General features: G+C 40.3%; 12 protein-coding genes and 2 pseudogenes. All 14 read right to left on the bottom strand.

What is annotated here, in order from left to right:
* Positions 1-141: 141 nt before the first annotated feature.
* Positions 142-1,267, bottom strand: a pseudogene (locus tag E3C75_RS11240) (IS3 family transposase).
* A 94-nt stretch (positions 1,268-1,361) separates the two neighbouring features.
* On the bottom strand, positions 1,362-2,981 hold the full coding sequence (gene groL, locus E3C75_RS03345; RefSeq protein WP_084828447.1) for a chaperonin GroEL: 1,620 nt from the start codon (positions 2,979-2,981) through the stop codon (positions 1,362-1,364).
* 48 nt (positions 2,982-3,029) lie between these two features.
* On the bottom strand, positions 3,030-3,317 hold the full coding sequence (groES, locus tag E3C75_RS03340) for a co-chaperone GroES (RefSeq protein WP_024009719.1): 288 nt from the start codon (positions 3,315-3,317) through the stop codon (positions 3,030-3,032).
* Between the two features lie 166 nt (positions 3,318-3,483).
* The gene (locus E3C75_RS03335) at positions 3,484-4,287 is read right to left on the bottom strand and encodes an ABC transporter ATP-binding protein (protein ID WP_111679203.1); all 804 of its coding nucleotides are present in this window, start codon (positions 4,285-4,287) and stop codon (positions 3,484-3,486) included.
* Positions 4,287-6,227 (bottom strand): ABC transporter substrate binding protein, encoded by a 1,941-nt coding sequence (locus E3C75_RS03330; RefSeq protein ID WP_111679201.1) that lies wholly within the window; start codon positions 6,225-6,227, stop codon positions 4,287-4,289. The genes E3C75_RS03335 and E3C75_RS03330 overlap by 1 nt, the downstream gene beginning before the upstream one ends.
* A 615-nt stretch (positions 6,228-6,842) precedes the next feature.
* Entirely contained in the window at positions 6,843-8,705 is a 1,863-nt protein-coding gene (locus E3C75_RS03325) for a proline--tRNA ligase (RefSeq protein WP_111679200.1), read from the bottom strand.
* 70 nt (positions 8,706-8,775) lie between these two features.
* On the bottom strand, positions 8,776-10,038 hold the full coding sequence (gene rseP, locus E3C75_RS03320) for an RIP metalloprotease RseP (protein ID WP_111679198.1): 1,263 nt from the start codon (positions 10,036-10,038) through the stop codon (positions 8,776-8,778).
* A 16-nt stretch (positions 10,039-10,054) separates the two neighbouring features.
* Complete coding sequence (locus E3C75_RS03315) at positions 10,055-10,849, bottom strand: phosphatidate cytidylyltransferase (protein WP_071417510.1); 795 nt, start codon at positions 10,847-10,849, stop codon at positions 10,055-10,057.
* Between the two features lie 12 nt (positions 10,850-10,861).
* The gene (locus E3C75_RS03310) at positions 10,862-11,611 is read right to left on the bottom strand and encodes an undecaprenyl pyrophosphate synthase (protein ID WP_024009716.1); all 750 of its coding nucleotides are present in this window, start codon (positions 11,609-11,611) and stop codon (positions 10,862-10,864) included.
* A gap of 128 nt (positions 11,612-11,739) precedes the next feature.
* Complete coding sequence (locus tag E3C75_RS03305; protein WP_071417509.1) at positions 11,740-12,078, bottom strand: preprotein translocase subunit YajC; 339 nt, start codon at positions 12,076-12,078, stop codon at positions 11,740-11,742.
* Positions 12,079-12,203: 125 nt separating this feature from the next.
* Positions 12,204-12,920, bottom strand: coding sequence for a YebC/PmpR family DNA-binding transcriptional regulator (locus tag E3C75_RS03300; protein ID WP_002949309.1), 717 nt, complete (start codon positions 12,918-12,920; stop codon positions 12,204-12,206).
* Positions 12,921-13,108: 188 nt separating this feature from the next.
* Positions 13,109-14,458, bottom strand: coding sequence for a glucose-6-phosphate isomerase (locus E3C75_RS03295; RefSeq protein ID WP_133264089.1), 1,350 nt, complete (start codon positions 14,456-14,458; stop codon positions 13,109-13,111).
* Positions 14,459-14,566: 108 nt separating this feature from the next.
* Entirely contained in the window at positions 14,567-15,379 is an 813-nt protein-coding gene (locus E3C75_RS03290; protein ID WP_014621106.1) for an endonuclease/exonuclease/phosphatase family protein, read from the bottom strand.
* A gap of 100 nt (positions 15,380-15,479) precedes the next feature.
* Positions 15,480-17,665 (bottom strand): annotated as a pseudogene (locus tag E3C75_RS03285) (PTS transporter subunit IIBC).
* Between the last annotated feature and the right edge of the window lie 99 nt (positions 17,666-17,764).

Below are 17,764 nucleotides of genomic sequence, written 5' to 3'. Positions count from 1 at the left end.
CAGCAACAAATTATGATGCAGATGTCAGGTAAACAAGGAAGTTCTGATATGTTTAACCCTTTTCATTAATTAACAATAACTAATAAAAAAAGAAAACTCAGAAAAAGTTTTGTATTGACCCCAAAAAGTTAGACAACTAATTTATCCAAAGGATTTAGTTCTGTATTGCACAGGACTGAGTACTTTTAATTTTACCTTAATGCGTTTGTTGTTGTAATAATCAATATAGTCTGCAATAGCTTGTTCCAATTGCTCAAGTGAGTGAAACGTCTTCTCGTAACCATAAAACATCTCAGACTTAAGAATACCAAAGAAGGATCCCATCATGCCATTGTCTGGACGATTCCCCTTACGTGACATTGACGGTTGGGGGTCCCTTTATCCTCTAAAAATTGATGATAATACTGATGTTGGTATTGCCAACCTTGGTCACTAAGGTTATCTGCTTTCTTGCCAACTTCTCCTTGGTATGAAGAATACTTGCGTTTACGACGAATTTGGGAACTTAAACCAAGGAGCTTCATCAGACGTTGGACCTTCTTCTGGTTCACTACAAAACCACGATTCCTCAATTCAAGAGTTATTCGGCGATAGCCATAATTTCCTTTATTCTCATAATAAATTTCTTGAATTTCGCCTTTAGTCTCTTTATCTTTGTCGTGCCCATCTAGTGGTTTCAACTGATAATAGTAAGTCGAGCGAGCTAAACGTGCTGTTTCAAGAAGTAAATCGAGTCGAAATCCTCCTGAAACCATTTCTCTAATTGTCTCTGCCTTTCTCGCTGTAAGGCTTCGTCCCTTTCCTCTAACTCTTTTAACTTTTTTAGGTAGGCCACCTCGGTACGTAAGCGTTCATTCTCCTCTTGGAGTCGCTCTAGTTCTGTCATTTATTCCCAAGTTTTCTTACGTTTACGTCCCATTTTAGGCGGTCTCCCTCTTGTTTTCTCAACAATAGTATACCCATTTTTCTTGTATTGTGCTATCCAATTAGGCAACATTCCACCACTTGGAAGACAATAATCAAGACTTACACTTTTTTGTGAACGACCTTCAAGTAGCACTTTATCAATCATTTCTTGTTTTAATTCTGGTGAATAGTAACAATTCTTACCTTTCTTGATAATTTCTATTCCGTAACGTTCAATCAATCTCGTCATATATCTTAATCCAGAAGCATCCACACCAAATCGTTTTGAAAGTTGGTTGAAGGTTTGACCTTGATTTCTCAATTCATATATTTGAACTTTATCTTCATAAGTTAGTTTCATAATAAAAACACCTCAAAAGTTAGATTTTTTCTGTCTAACTTTTGGGGTGCAGTTCATTTCTCGACTTCTCCTAGGTTTTTTTCTTTCTTAAATCTTAGTAACCCATCATTCCTGGATCCATAGCTGGCGCTGCTGGAGCCTTTTGTTCAGGTTTGTCGGCAACGACTGCTTCTGTTGTCAAGATAAGACTAGCTACTGAAGCAGCATTTTGAAGGGCTGAACGTGTTACCTTAACTGGGTCAATGATTCCTGATTCAACCATATCTACCCATTCGCCATTGGCAGCGTTAAATCCTGTACCAACTGGGCTATTCTTCAATTTATCAATGATAACTGAACCTTCATAACCGGCATTATAAGCAATTTGACGAACAGGTTCTTCCAAGGCACGGAGGACAATATTACGTCCTGTAGCATCGTCACCTTCAAGATCAAGTTCAGCAACCTTAGCAATGACGTTAACTAGGGCTGTACCACCACCAGCTACTATACCTTCTTCAACAGCGGCACGAGTAGCATTGAGAGCATCTTCGATACGAAGTTTCATTTCTTTAAGAGCTGTTTCTGTGGCTGCACCAACCTTAATAACTGCAACACCACCTGACAATTTAGCCAAACGCTCTTGAAGTTTTTCACGGTCAAATTCAGATGTTGTTGTTTCCAATTGAGATTTAATGAGCTTAACACGGTTAGCAATTGCTTCTGCGCTTCCTGCTCCTTCAACGATAACTGTACTATCCTTATCCACAGTTACTTTCGAAGCCTGACCAAGTGATTCCATAGTTGCATCCTTAAGTTCAAGACCAAGATCCTCAGTAATAACAGTTGCTCCAGTCAATACAGCAATGTCTTCCAACATCGCTTTACGACGGTCACCAAAGCCAGGCGCCTTAACAGCAACGACATTGAAGGTTCCACGAATTTTGTTAAGAACAAGTGTTGGAAGAGCTTCACCAGTCACGTCGTCAGCAATAATCAAAAGTGGACGACTGGTCTTAAGCACTTCTTCCAAGAGTGGAAGAACATCTTGGATATTTGAAATTTTCTTGTCAGTCACAAGAATAAATGGATTTTCAAGATCTGCGACCATTTTTTCATTATCAGTAACCATGTACTGAGAAAGATATCCACGGTCAAATTGCATACCTTCAACCACTTCGAGTTCTGTCTCCATACCACGAGACTCTTCAATAGTGATAACACCATCATTACCAACGCGTTCCATTGCTTCTGAAATGTATTCACCAACTTTTTCAGAGCGAGATGAAACCGCAGCAACTTGAGCAATAGCTTCCTTATTAGCAACTGGTTGAGCAATGACTTTAAGCTCTTCCACAGCTGCAGCTACAGCTGCTTCAATCCCACGACGGATACCGATTGGATTAGCACCAGCTGTTACATTTTTTAGCCCCTCACGAACAATAGCTTGTGTCAAAACAGTGGCTGTAGTTGTTCCGTCACCGGCAATATCATTAGTTTTTGAAGCCACTTCGCTGACGAGCTTGGCACCCATATTTTCAAAATGATCTTCAAGTTCAATTTCTTTAGCAATTGTCACACCATCATTAGTGATAAGTGGTGAACCAAAAGCCTTTTCCAAAACAACATTACGACCTTTAGGGCCAAGCGTTACCTTAACGGTATCAGCTAAAGTATCAACACCACGAACCATTGCTGCACGTGCATCTGATGAAAATTTAATATCTTTTGCCATAATTACTCACTCCTTCTTTATCTTAATTTATATCTGATTAGCAAGAATTTAAGCTAGGACTGCTAAAATATCTGCTTCACGGATAATTGAAACGGAATCTTCTCCGTCTTTAACACTGACACCTGTACCATTTTCAACAAGGACCTTATCGCCTACTGCAACACTAGGTGCAATCAATTCCCCAGTAAGAGTACGGGTACCTTCACCTACCGCCAAGACCTCTGCAGTCTTAGTTGTTTCATGACTAGCTCCTGCCAATACAAAGCCACTAGCTGTTTTTTCTTCTGTTTCTTCAAAACGGACGATGATACGATCGCCCAATGGTTTTAATGCCATACCAATTACCTCCAAAAATGTTATTTAGATTAGCAACGTTTAAAATGTTGTTTTAGCACTCACGATAGACAACTGCTAATCTATATTTTCATTTTAGCACTTAGTCAAAAATAGTCAAGAAAAAACTATCCAAAATCTAAACTTTGGATAGTTTTTTTCTATTATATTAACCGAGTACCAAGGCATCGTCATTGAGAACTTGTCCACTATTTTTGTGGAAGAGGGCCATAAGCTCTGCAACAGTGAGGTTTTTCTTTTTTTCACCTTGCACATCTACGACGATCTTACCATGATAGAGCATAACTAAACGGTTTCCATATTCGATAGCATGTTCCATATTGTGGGTAATCATAAGAGTTGTCAACTTTTGTTCTTCAACAATCTTACGCGTCAAATTCATGACCATGTCACTTGTCTTAGGATCCAGTGCTGCTGTATGTTCATCTAGCAGCAAAATCTTTGGACGAACCAAGGTCGCCATAGCAAGCGTCAAGGCCTGACGTTGTCCACCTGACAAGAAATTAGCATCAGTCTTCATACGATTCTCAAGACCAAGACCAAGATCTACCAAGGCTTCCTTGAATATTTGACGTTCACTTTCAGTGATAGACTTTTTAAAGAAGCTACGTTTCTTGCCACGACGATAGGCGATTGCCATATTTTCTTCGATAGAAAGGTTTGTCGCTGTACCCATTCGAGAATCTTGGAAAACACGGCTAATGTCTTTAGAGCGCTCATCTACAGATGCTTTCTTAATAGATTGACCGTCCAACAAGATATCCCCCTCATCAATGCTGAGAACACCAGCAATTGAATTCATCAAGGTTGACTTACCAGCACCGTTTCCCCCGATGACAGAGATAAAATCTCCCTGTTCAATGTCGAGATCTAAACCACGCAGGACGTGATTTTCATTGACTGTGCCTTTTTCAAAGGTTTTATGAATCTGTTGTAAACTAAGTAAAGCCACTACTTATCACCTCCTGGAGTCAAGGATTTGTTAGGATTGATTTTCAATTTTTGTCGTACTTCAGGCACATAAAGGATGATAGCAAGCAAGATAGCTGAAGCTAATTTCAGCATTTGAGCATCAACGTTCATGGCAAGGATCATAACCAAGACCAAACGGTAGAGAACAGCTCCGACAACAATTGACCAAAGACGTTTGCCAAGTGGTAAATACTTAACGATAACCTCAGCCAAGATGATTGCAGCCAAGCCATTTACGATTGTACCTGTACCCATATTCATATCCGCATAGCCATTATTTTGAGCTAGGAGAGCACCTGATAGGGCAATCAAACCATTGGAAATCATGTAACCAAGAATCTTCATACGATCAACCTTGATACCATTAGCTTCTCCCATGGCAAGATTATCACCTGTTGCACGAAGAGCAAGTCCAACCTGTGTATTAAGGAGAACAACCAACATAAACACTACAAGACTAACGAAGATTAGTCCTAATAGAATCACACCACTCAGCTTAGACAATCCAAGCCCCATCACCATAGTCACTAGCGTATTATGTCCTGAAAGAGAGATATTGGCACTTCCGAGAACCAAAAGGTTAACTGAATAGAGCCCTGTTAGGGTAATAATCCCTGTTAATAGTGCTGGTATCTTCATTTTCGTATGCATAAAGCCAGACACAGCACCTGCAAACATACCAGCTACAAAACCACCTAGAGTTGCAAAGATTGGGTTGATACCACGGATAATCATGATAGTTGTCGTTGCAGCACCAAGTGGAAAGGCTCCCTCAGCTGTCAAATCGGCAAGGTCCAAAATACGGAAGGTAATGAAGACCCCAATAGCCATAATCGCCCAGAGAAGTCCCTGAGAAATGGATGTTAGAACAACATTTGAAAAGCCATTCTTAGATGACTTATTCACCTTAAGCTTAATGACACCCTTATCTTTTTTGGCAATCGGTTTGTCATCTTTCGTTGATACTTTAGATTCCTCATCACTAATGCTAGAAACATCAATGCCAAGTTCTTTAGCCATATCATGATTAACCACAACATTTAGAGTTTTAGGGTACTCCGCATCAATGTCCTTAACTTTCTCACCTCGCAGAACACGACCTGCTAACTTACCTGTTTGACGACCAAGCGCTTCATAGTTGGTTCCATAAGTGAATAGGACACCTTTTTCTACACTACCAGCATCACTACCAACAACAGGAACTTTAGTCTCTTTAGAAAGGTCTACCAAGGTATTAATGGCACTAACAATGGTATTGTCAGTCGGAATAAAAATGACTTCGGTCTGACTCATCAAGCTTTTGGCTGTATCTTGAATATCGTTGGTTGATGAAATCCCCTTAATAACCGTTTCAATACCAGCTTCCTTAAAGTATCTCTTGGCTTCTTCAACCTGAACTTCTGAGTTACGCTCACTGGTCGTATACATAATCCCAACTTTTTTAGTGTTTGGAAAGACCTTTTTCAACAATTCAACCTGTTTATTGATAGGAGACATGTCACTTGTCCCCGTCACATTTCCACCAACATTGTCCATAGATTTAACCAACTTAGCTGAGACAGGATCCGTCACTGCCGTAAAGAGAATTGGCTTACCTTTTGTCAAACTGCTTAATGACTGAGCTGCTGGGGTTGCGATAGCCAACATGACATCATTATCTTCAATAAGCGACTGAGAAATCGTCTGCAAGTTAGACTGATCTCCTTGTGCATTCTGATAATCGATTTTAATGTTCCTACCATCGACATACCCTTCCTCTTTGAGTTCTTCAATGAACCCTTTACGTGTCGCTGACAAGGAAGGATGCTCTACATATTGGAGAACACCGATGTGAACTAAATCTTTGTTAGAAGCATTGGAGCATGCAACCAAGATGGCAGCTGTTATAACAGCCATCATACTGACCAAGAATTTCTTCATCTTGTACACCTCTGTTTTTTTATTTTATCTATTTCCAATTTCCTTTTATGTTCTTCTGAAGCATTGGAGGCACAGGGAAAACAACAGTTTCATTGCCCATGAAAAATCCTCAAGTCTTCAAGAGCATCCCCAAGTGATACAATCACTTTATTTATCACGTCAAAAGTAAGCTAAATCTTGCTGTTTAAAGAACAATTCTAGCTTAGAATGAGAAATTAAAAATAGACCACGGCATGGAAAAACCAGCCAGGACAGACCCAACTGGTTCTCTGCATCTTGACTAGCACAAGCTAGCTTATGTCACCGGTTAGACCTCTTCATCTAATCGGCTAATCCATCACAAAATGCTTTAGCTTCATAGATACAAACTTATTGACGCTTGTATCTTGAAACACAAACGCCCTATCTAAAGAAACTAAAGTAATAACAAGCTTTAAGATTTCCCCAGTGGGTAGATTTGTCAAGCATGTAATGCCTCCGTAGTTAAGATAGATTTAAGTTTACACTATTTAGACAATTCTGTCAAATTGGAATTTATCTCCTTTTTCTCAATTAATCTTTGTCGTTTAAAAAGAAAAATCTCTTCCCGCCTCTGCAAGAAAAGATTTTTTAGTATTAAGCATCTTGTTCAGTTGTTAAGATAGCAAGTGTTTCAATCAAATTATCTGCGTTCACTTCAATAGTGTCACCAGTTGCCTTGATTTTAACTTCGACAATACCTTCACTTGCCTTTTTACCAACCGTCACACGAATTGGAAGCCCGATAAGGTCACTATCAGAGAATTTAGAACCAACACGCTCATTACGGTCATCTATCAAAACATCGTAACCTTCAGCCGCAAGAGCAGCTTCCAAACGATCTGTCAATGCATTAGCTTCCTCGTCCTTTGTGTTAACTGTAATCAAGTGAACATCATAAGGTGCCAATTCTTTAGGGAAATTAATACCCCAAGCATAACGGTATTGACCTTTTGGTGTTTTGTTGACAAAGAGACGTGCATGTTGCTCAATAACAGCTGATAAGATACGGCTTACACCGATACCGTAACATCCCATGATAATTGGAACTGCGCGACCATTTTCGTCAAGAACGTTAGCACCCATACTTTCAGAGTAACGTGTACCAAGTTTAAAGATATGACCAATCTCGATACCACGCGCAAACTGAAGGACACCTTGACCGTCTGGCGAAATCTCACCTTCTTTAACTTTACGAATATCCACGTATTCTGCCTTGAAGTCACGCTCTGGGTTAACCCCTGTCAAGTGATAACCATCTTCATTGGCTCCAACAACAGCATTAGCCACGTCTTGAACCTTACGGTCTGCAATGATACGAACATTTTCAGGAAGATTAACTGGACCAAGAGAACCGAAGTTAGCACCAAAGACTTGACGCGCTTCATCTTCTGTAGCTGGTTTAAGGAAGTCAGCTGCAAGGTAGTTTTTCAACTTCACATCGTTAACTTGATCATTACCAACAAGAAGAGCCACTACTGGTTCGTCATCAGCAGTGAAAAGCAAAGTCTTAATCGTTTGTTCTTCTGGAATATTCAAGAAAGCAGCGACATCGTCAATTGACTTGCAACCTGGTGTTTCGACTCGTGAAACTTCTTCTTGAGTCACAACCTTAGTCGCTGGTGTGAAGGCGTTTGTTGCCATCTCAAGGTTAGCTGCATAACTTGACTCTGTAGAATATGCAATCGTATCTTCACCAGATACCAACCACGATGTCAATTCATTCTTGATTTCTTCCATGACATCTTCTGGAATCTCATCCAATGAAGCAATTGACTTATCAAGAACTACCCAACGATTAAGGTCCGTACGCTCAGGAGTGACAGCCATAAATTCTTGGGAATCCTTACCACCCATAGCACCACCATCACCGATGATAGCCTTAAACTCAAGGCCAGCACGTGTAAAGATAGCTTCATAGGCCTTACGATAGTCTTCGTAAGTTACATCCAAATCTTCGTAGTTTTGGTGGAAACTATAAGCATCCTTCATGATAAATTCACGCGTACGAAGAAGACCATTACGAGGACGTTTTTCATCACGATATTTAGATTGGATTTGATAAAGGTTAAGTGGCAATTGTTTGTATGATTTAACCGCATCACGAACCAAGACTGTAAAAGTTTCTTCGTGAGTTGGACCGAGAATAAAGTCAGATTTATCACGATTTTTTAGTTTATAAAGGTCTTCACCATAAGTTTCATAACGACCAGATTCACGCCACAAATCTGCTGTCAAAAGCGCTGGCGCCAACATTTCAACCGCACCGATTTTTTCAAACTCCTCACGCATGATGGTTTTAAATTTCTCGATAGCACGATTTGCCAATGGCATATAAGCATAAATACCAGCAGAGACCTGACGCACGTAACCCGCACGTACCATAAGGGCATGACTAATAACTTGAGCATCACTTGGCATTTCACGAAGTGTTGGAATCAACATTTTACTTTGTTTCATTATTTACATACTAAGGAGGCTAGCCCGTGGGTCAAGTTCCTTAGACTTCCTTTCATTTCTTTGTTTCTAATTAAAAGAAAGCACGCATAATATCATTCCAAGTTACTGCAATCATAAGGACAACCATGACCGCAACACCTGCGAGTGTGATATAGCTTTCAATTTCTTGATTAAGTGGTTTACGACGAATAGCTTCAATAATATTCATAACAATTTTACCACCGTCAAGGGCTGGAATTGGAATAAGATTGAAAATCCCTAAGTTGATAGAGAGCATTCCCATAAGGTCAAGAATGGAAATTAACCCACTTTCAGAGGCTTGTGCAGACATCTGGAACATAGCAACCGGTCCACCAAGCTTGTTCAAGCTAAAGTTGGTAATGAGCCCTTTGAGCGTAGCGAGGATTGCCGTCGCACCTTCCCAAGCCATTTGGAAACCACCAAAAATCTTATCTTTAAGACCTGTCTTTAAGACAGGAGAGACACCTAAAAAGTAGCTCCCTTGGCTCTCTTGGGGTTTAACAGAAATAGTTTCTTCCTGACCATTACTTCTCTTAACCGTCACAGAAAGGCTGTCGCCTTTCGAGAATTTTTGGGTATTCTCTCTCAACGCTTCTTTCAAGCTGTCCCAGTCAGTAACCTTGTCCTTGTTAATGTCCACGATGGCATCACCAGTTTTCAAACCTGACACCTGGGCAGCACCACCATTAGCCACCTGGATAAGGTTGGTCGACGTATCTTGAACACCACCTTGAACAAAGGCAAGGATAATAAAGACCAAGACCCCAAGAATAAAGTTGTTCATAGGACCAGCAAAATTGGTAATTAAACGTCCCCAAATGCTAGCATTTTGATATTGGACATCTTTAGGAGCAATACGAAGCTCCGTACCGTCTTCCTCAACGATAGTGGCATCATGGTCAACCTCATAGGTCTTGGTCTCACCTAGGACAAGACCTGTAATAGTTAACTTATCTTCCAAATCATAGGCAGTAACGTTCATAGGCAAAGCCGTCTGGTCAACCTGACGATCTGAAAGATTGATACGTCTCACTTTGCCATCTTTTCCAAGCGTTAGGCTAGCAGGACTCCCCGTTTTAATCTCAGTTGTATCTTCACCCCAACCAGCCATACGCACATAACCACCCAAAGGAAGGATACGAATAGTATAAACGGTACCATCCTTACCAGTGTGTGCAAAAATTTTAGGACCCATCCCAATGGCAAATTCACGCACCAGAATGCCTGATCGTTTGGCAAAGAAGAAATGGCCAAACTCATGGAAGACGACAATCACACAGAAAATCAGTAAAAAAGTAATAATAGCTTTCATTTAGACACCACCACCCTTAAAAAAGTCCTAGTAAGTGCATGATTGGGAAAACGAAAATCCAGCTATCACAACGGTCTAATATGCCACCGTGTCCAGGAATAAGGTTACCTGAGTCTTTAACACCAAAGTGTCGTTTAATAGCTGATTCAACCAAGTCACCAAATTGACCGAAGATACTAAAGAGAATCGTACAGATAAGCAACCAGAAGAAACTATGGGGTGCATAGACATTATGATTAATCAACCCAAAGAGTAGTGCTACAATGATTGCTGATAAGATACCACCAACACTACCTTCAATGGTTTTATTAGGTGATACTTTTGGCAATAACTTTTTTTGACCAAATCGACGACCAAAGAGATAGGCACCAATGTCCGTCGCCCAAACAATGAAGAGGGCAAATAAAACTTTTTCCCAGCTATCCAAACGTGCTGCAATGAGATTTTGGAAACCAAAACCAACATAAAAGGCAGAAGTGATTGGATATACCGCATCATCAAAAGAATAGTGGTCGCTATTAAGTACAGTTCCTGCTAAAATCAAAAAAGAAATAATGGCAAAACCTGTCACACTGGCATCTGTTGGAAGACTGTTAAAATAATGGTCAATGGGCACTACTAAAATAAAGGCTGCCAACATAGACAAAACACCTTCGATAGAGAATATCTCCAAGTGCTTCATCCGAAGCATCTCAGACACTGCAACCATGGCCATAGCCCCAACCAAAAGCTGGAAAGGAAGACCACCGATAAAGAGCAATGGGAGGAAAATGGCTGCTGCCACACCCCCACCAATTAAACGTTCTTGCATGAGAGGTCCTTTCTAGACACCACCGAAGCGACGGTGACGTTTATTGTAGTTAGAGATAGCTTGATGTAGTCCCTGCTGATCAAAGTCTGGCCAGAAAACATCTGTGAAGTAAAACTCACTATAGGCAGATTGCCAAGGCAAGAAATTACTAAGACGAAGTTCGCCACTCGTACGGATAATTAAATCTGGATCACGATAAAGGTATGGCAGCTTATCTGTCATCAAATGCTTAGCAATGAGGTCTTCATCAATAGCTTCAGGTCTGAGTCTCCCTATTTCAACCTCTTTAGCAATAGCTTGAACAGCCGATACAATCTCCGCACGACCACCGTAGTTCAATGCAAAATTGAGTATCAAACCGGAATTATGTTTCGTCTGCTCTACTGCCTTTTCAAGAGCATCTAAGGTTTCCTTAGGTAGGCGACTATTATCTCCGATTGTCAAAATGCGAACATTGTTTTTGTCTAATTCTGGTACATACTTGTTAAAAAATTCAACTGGCAAATTCATGATAAATTTAACTTCATCTTGTGGACGTGACCAGTTTTCAGTTGAGAAAGCATAGACTGTCAATACCTTAACTCCAAGTTGTGACGCTTCGATGGTTACCTTTTGCAAGGCATCCATCCCAGCCTTATGTCCCATCACACGCGGTTGTAGACGCTTTTTAGCCCAACGGCCATTTCCATCCATAATAATACCGATATGGTTAGGAATATTGTCTAAAACCTCTTGATGAGATTTTTTTCTAAATTTAAACATGAAATATCCTCTAAATATAGTTTATCCTTTATTCTACCACATTTTTAAGGGTTCTGAACAGTGTTTAATACCAAGGAGATTAGAATATGCAAAAAGACCAGGATTTAACCTAGCCTAAAATACACATCTTACTTTTCATCAGCAGACTCAATTGCTGAATCTTCTTCAACAATTGTCTCTTTAACAGTCTCTGCTGTTTCTGTACTTGGTGCTGGCGTGATCACTTTCATGATTGAACGGCTCAAGTCAAAAGTCAAGAAAACACCTTCCGCATCCAAGACGATACGATTATTTTCTTTATCAATTTCGTCAACAATGGCAATCAAACCACCAATTGTTTCGACTTCCGCACCCTTAGCGAGACCTGCAAAACGAACTTCTTGAGCCTTCGCCTGACGGCGACGGCTAAACACCACATAACCAACAATTGCAACAGCATAAATGACCAACAATAGCATCATATTCATATTTCGTGTTCCTCCAATAATTCACTTGGCTTCTACTATATCAGATTACGTCAGGACAAGCAAGGTAAATCCTTAACCAGACCACAGAAAAACACTTTCTACAAGACAGAAAATGTTTAATGAGATTACATATCTGCTACGTTGTGATAAACCTTTTGAACATCATCATCCGCTTCAAGAGCATCAATAAGTCCTTTGAACGTCTCAAGGTCTTCACCTTCAAGAGTAACCTCAGTTTGTGGAATCATTTCAAGTTCTGTCACTTGGAACTCTTCCTGACCGTTAGCACGGAGAGCTTCCAACGCCTTGTGAAGGTCAGTTGGTTCTGTGTAAACAGTGATTGTTCCATCTTCTGCTTCTACATCTTCAACGTCTACATCTGCTTCAAGCAATTGCTCAAAGATAGCATCTGCGTCTTCGCCAGCAAATACAATGACACCTTTTTTATCAAACATGTATGATACTGAACCTGAAGCACCCATATTACCACCATTTTTACCAAATGCAGTACGTACATTGGCAGCTGTACGGTTAACGTTTGAAGTTAAAGTATCTACAATGATCATAGAACCGTTAGGTCCAAATCCCTCATAACGCCCCTCAACGAAAGTTTCATCTGTGTTACCTTTAGCCTTATCAATAGCCTTATCAATAACATGTTTTGGCACTTGCGCTTGTTTAGCACGTTCCAAAACAAATTTCAAAGCTGAGTTTGACTCTGGATCTGGTTCACCTTGTTTAGCAGCTACATAGATTTCAACACCAAACTTAGCATAAATCTTTGAGTTAGCACCATCTTTAGCAGTTTTCTTAGCAACAATATTAGCCCATTTACGTCCCATTGGATTCACCTCTTCTAAGAGATGTTATAACATCTCTGATTTGTTTTTTTCTTTTTTGAAAATAGCAGAACCCGCTAAATTCACAATCCCTTACATTATAGCACTTTGACTGCCGTTAGTAAAATTGAAATAAAGACGAAGTGCTAATAACAGAAAAAAGACCAGCCAAAGCTGATCCTATCTGAGAATTACAAGCGAGCGTTAAGTTCTGGTCCAAGTTCTTCAAATCCTGGTTTACCAAGAAGGGCGAACATATTTTTCTTGTAAGCTTCTACACCTGGTTGGTTAAATGGATTAACAGCATTCAAGTATCCTGAAAGTGCGATAGCAAGCTCAAAGAAGTAGATGATATAACCCAATGTAAAGGCATCTTGTTCAGGGATAGTAATGAACATGTTAGGCACGTCACCATCTGTATGAGCAAGAAGAACACCGTCTGTTGCTTTCTTGTTAACAAAGTCAACATCTTTGCCTTGGAGGTAACCCAGTCCATCAAGGTCTTCAGCCAATTCAGGAATAACAACGTTTTTACGTGGTTTGTCTACACGAACAACAGTTTCAAATAGATTACGTGTACCTTCTTGGATAAATTGGCCAAGAGAGTGCAAGTCAGTTGAGAAGTTTGCTGAGGTTGGGTAGATACCTCTTTGGTCTTTACCTTCTGACTCACCAGCCAATTGTTTCCACCACTCAGCGAAGTATTGAAGTGATGGTTCGTAGTTTGCCAAGATTTCAGTTGTGTAACCTTTACGGTAAAGGATGTTACGAATTGCAGCGTATTGGTAAGCTTCATTTTCAGAGATTTTAGATGAAGAGTACTCTTTACGTGCAGCGTTAGCACCTTCCATGAGGGCTTTGATATCAGCCCCTGAAACTGCAATTGGCAATAGACCTACAGCTGTCAATACTGAGAAGCGTCCACCGATATCATCTGGAACAACAAATGTTTCCCAACCGTTAGCGTCTGCTTCAACCTTAACAGCACCTTTTTGGCGGTCAGTTGTTGCGTAGATACGTTTGTTAGCTTCTTCTTGACCGTATTTCTTAACAAGAAGTTCCTTGAACAAACGGAAAGCGATAGCTGGTTCAGTTGTTGTTCCTGATTTAGAGATAACGTTAACTGAGAAATCTTTACCTTCAACATACTCAAGCAAGTCAGCGAGGTAAGTTGATGAAATAGAGTTCCCAGCATAAACGATTTGTGGTGCTTTACGTTCTTCTTTTGTTTGAAGGTTAGCAAAGTGATTGTTCAAGAAGTCAATAGCTGCTTTGGCACCAAGGTAAGAACCACCGATACCGATAACAACCAAAACGTCGCTTTCTTCTTTGATTTTTTCAGCAGCTTTCAAAATACGATCAAACTCTTCACGATCGTAGTTCTCTGGAAGGTCACGCCATCCAAGGAAGTCAGCACCTGGGCCTGTTCCTTTGCGGATCATTTCGTCTGCTACTGTTACTTGTGCTTGAAGGTTATCTACTTCGTGTGGTGCTACAAATTTATCCAAAACTTTTGAATAGTCAAATGTAATATGAGCCATTAGTCTCTCCTTATAAAAATTCAATTACAGCTTCTAGTTTACTCTTTTATTTATCTTTTGACAATGTTTTTTTACCCTCATTAGATCATGATAGGTTACAGTTACTATTTAAATGTAAGGTCCTGCTTCAAGGCCATAATGATCACTTACTAGAGGTTGATTGTTCCCATCAAAAATGACACTAAGGCGATTTAGTGCCCACTCTTGGCTTGCAAAAACATAGTCAATACGTAAAGGTTCTTCATTACCTTTCCAACCATCGATACCAGGTCCAACTGTATAGCTTCCATTTGTTTTTTGAGCCACTTGGAAGCTATCCTGAAGTTTGAGCGGACTGGCTAATATTGTTTGGTAACCTTCTCGACCTGCTGGGTTATTAAAGTCCCCTGCTAGGATAAGAGGTTTGCCAATAGATTGGAAACGTTCCTCAATGCGTGCCCACTCTTCTTGGAAACCTTTATCCCACCATGAAAGATGGACACTAGCAACAGCAACTTCTCGGCCATCTACAGTCGTCTCAGCCACTGCCACACGGCGTGTATGATAGTCTGTTGGATCATCGACATCTGAAACTAAAATTTCGCTAGCTGTCAATGGTTGGCGTGACAAGACAGCAACACCTTCATTAAGGTGGTCATAACCAATGTGATTATAAGCCCACGTCCAATGATATTGAAGTCCCTCTTCAGCTAATTTTTCCACAAGCAAACGGACAAAGTGATCTTGGTGGATTGATGTTGCTGATGGTAGCACATGATAGTAAGCATCCGTTTCTACAGCTGCCGTCTCTATTTCCTGATTAACTTCTTGGAAACAAATGATATCATATTGAGCCTTAAGGATTTGTTCCTTTAGGGTTTGGAATTTTCCTTCTGCATCTTCTTCCATCCAACTATGGGTATTTAAGGTTAGAAATTTCATAATCTTATCCTTTATCTGACACTTACATATAGAAATGACAACAAGGTCTTTTACAAACAAGACAGCCCCTGGGCTGTCTGCTTGATTATTATTTAACAAATTAAAGTTCTACTTTTGCAACTGGAGCATTAGCTGCCAATTTTCCTGTATGTTCTACTTTAACTGATTTAATCGAGTCTGTATTGGTGAAGACAACTACTGTTGAAGTTTCACGTCCAGCTTCACGGATAGCTGCAAGATCTGCTTCCACTAAGAGATCACCAGCAGCAACAGTTTGTCCTTCAGTAACTTTAACCTCAAATGGTTTACCTTCAAGACTAACAGTATCAAGTCCTATGTGAACCAAAACTTCAAGTCCATTATCTGATACCAAACCAAGAGCATGTTTAGTTGGGAAGATGCATGAAACTTTACCAGCTAATGGAGAAACAATCTTACCGTTTTCTGGTTCTACAGCGAAACCATCACCCATCATTCTTTGTGAAAATACTGGATCTTTTACATCTTCAATGTTGATAACTTGACCGTCTGCAACTGAGTGAACATCTTCAGTCACACCTTTGAATTGAGCTTCTGCTTTTTGAACAGCAGTCACTTGACTTGGAAGTGTTTCAGGGATAACTTCACCTGAATCAAGTACGTCTTGGATATCAGATTTCAAGATGTCAGCTTTAGGACCGTAGATATCTTGGACACCTTGGCCTTTAATAACAAGACCCATAGCACCTTCAGCTTTCCATTGTTCTTCAGTTCCGACTTTTTCAGCATTTTTAACAGTAACACGGAGACGAGTCATACATGCGTCAACATCGACATTGTTAGCACGTCCACCAAGAAGGTTGATGATGTTTATAACTTGTGAGCTTGCTGAGCTTGTTCCAGCACCTGCTGATCCAGCAGATTCTGAAGAATCGTCATTTTGTTCGTAGTTACCATTACGTCCTGGTGTTGCGTAATCAAATTTCTTAATCATGAAGTTTACAATGAAGAACATGATAACACCAAAGAGTACAGTTACCCAAATGAAGTTAATGATATCCATCGCCAAACCAGCGTTAATAGCGAGAGGTGTACGTGTCAAGAATTCGATAGAACCGAATGAGTGAACACGGAGGTCAACGATGTCAGCCATTGCAAAGGCAGCACCTTGTACAAATGCGTAAATGATGTAAAGTGGAGTAGCTACGAACATGAACATGTACTCGATAGGCTCTGTTACCCCTGTCAAGAATATTACAAGCGCAGTTGCAGTCAACATACCTTTATACTGATGTTTCTTATCATCATCAACGTTACGGTAGATAGCTACCACCATACCCATCAAGATACCAAATGAACCAATCATTTGACCAACTTTGAAACGAGCTGGTGTATAGGCTTCAAGAAGGTGTTTATATTGATCTGGATGCGCACCTTTAAGGTTAGCAAGGTCAGTAACCCATGCGAGCCAGAGTGGATCTTGACCCAAAACTTTAGTACCTTTTGCAGCACCAGTCAAGACTTCATAAGTACCACCCAATTGAGTGTAGTTAATTGGAATAGTCAACATGTGGTGGAGACCAAACGGCAAGAGAAGACGTTCCAATGTACCGAACAAGAACGGTGCCAAAATTGGAGCATTTTCTTTCGAGTTGGCAATCCACATACCAAAACCGTTAATTCAAGATTGGATAACTGGCCATACAATAGCAAGAACGATGGCTGCAATAGCTGAACGAAGAATAACTACGAATGGTACGAAACGTTTACCATTGAAGAATGATAAAGCTTCTGGCAATTTACGGAAGTTATAGTATTTGTTGTAAGCAGTAGCTCCGATGAAACCAGAGATGATACCTACAAATACAACCCATGTTAAGGGCTGGAGCTTCCAAAACACTGATGAAGTAGTCAGACACCTTGATTGATTTGACCAAGAAGTGTGTGAACTGTAGCACCCTTATCAGCAAGAATATCTAAAGTAACACCAAAGATTGAACCAGTCAAGCGGTTAATCAAGATAAATGCAAAACCTGCTGCAAAAGCACCTCCTGCACGTTCCTTAGCCCAACTACCACCAATGGCAAGGGCAAACAAGATGTGAAGGTTACCGATAACCCCCCAACCAATTTGCTCAAGAAATCCACCTGTAATAACGAGTGGTGCCGCGTTTGGATTAATCATGGCAATCGTTTTACCGATAGAGATCATAAGACCTGCTGCTGGCATAACCGCGATAACAACCATGAGGGCCTTACCAAACTTTTGCCAGAAATCAAAGCCAAAGTTTTCTTTTAGCTTATTCATTTCATTTCCTCCCATATTCGATGCAAGCGTTTGCATAGATTATATAATCTTTATAGCACCTTTTGATAATTTGTAAAGCGTTTTCTTAAACTTTTTTGA

The sequence above is a fragment of the Streptococcus thermophilus genome, assembly GCF_010120595.1.
Taxonomy (GTDB): Bacteria; Bacillota; Bacilli; order Lactobacillales; family Streptococcaceae; genus Streptococcus; species Streptococcus thermophilus.
This window is presented reverse-complemented; position numbering and strand designations above follow the sequence as displayed.

Coding starts and splice junctions, on each gene's coding strand:
- groL (WP_084828447.1), bottom strand. CDS start 2,981: ATGGCAAAAGATATTAAATTTTCATCAGATGCACGTGCAGCAATGGTT.
- groES (WP_024009719.1), bottom strand. CDS start 3,317: ATGGCATTAAAACCATTGGGCGATCGTATCATCGTCCGTTTTGAAGAA.
- E3C75_RS03330 (WP_111679201.1), bottom strand. CDS start 6,227: ATGAAGAAATTCTTGGTCAGTATGATGGCTGTTATAACAGCTGCCATC.
- E3C75_RS03325 (WP_111679200.1), bottom strand. CDS start 8,705: ATGAAACAAAGTAAAATGTTGATTCCAACACTTCGTGAAATGCCAAGT.
- rseP (WP_111679198.1), bottom strand. CDS start 10,038: ATGAAAGCTATTATTACTTTTTTACTGATTTTCTGTGTGATTGTCGTC.
- E3C75_RS03315 (WP_071417510.1), bottom strand. CDS start 10,849: ATGCAAGAACGTTTAATTGGTGGGGGTGTGGCAGCAGCCATTTTCCTC.
- E3C75_RS03310 (WP_024009716.1), bottom strand. CDS start 11,611: ATGTTTAAATTTAGAAAAAAATCTCATCAAGAGGTTTTAGACAATATT.
- E3C75_RS03305 (WP_071417509.1), bottom strand. CDS start 12,078: ATGAATATGATGCTATTGTTGGTCATTTATGCTGTTGCAATTGTTGGT.
- E3C75_RS03300 (WP_002949309.1), bottom strand. CDS start 12,920: ATGGGACGTAAATGGGCTAATATTGTTGCTAAGAAAACTGCTAAAGAT.
- E3C75_RS03295 (WP_133264089.1), bottom strand. CDS start 14,458: ATGGCTCATATTACATTTGACTATTCAAAAGTTTTGGATAAATTTGTA.
- E3C75_RS03290 (WP_014621106.1), bottom strand. CDS start 15,379: ATGAAATTTCTAACCTTAAATACCCATAGTTGGATGGAAGAAGATGCA.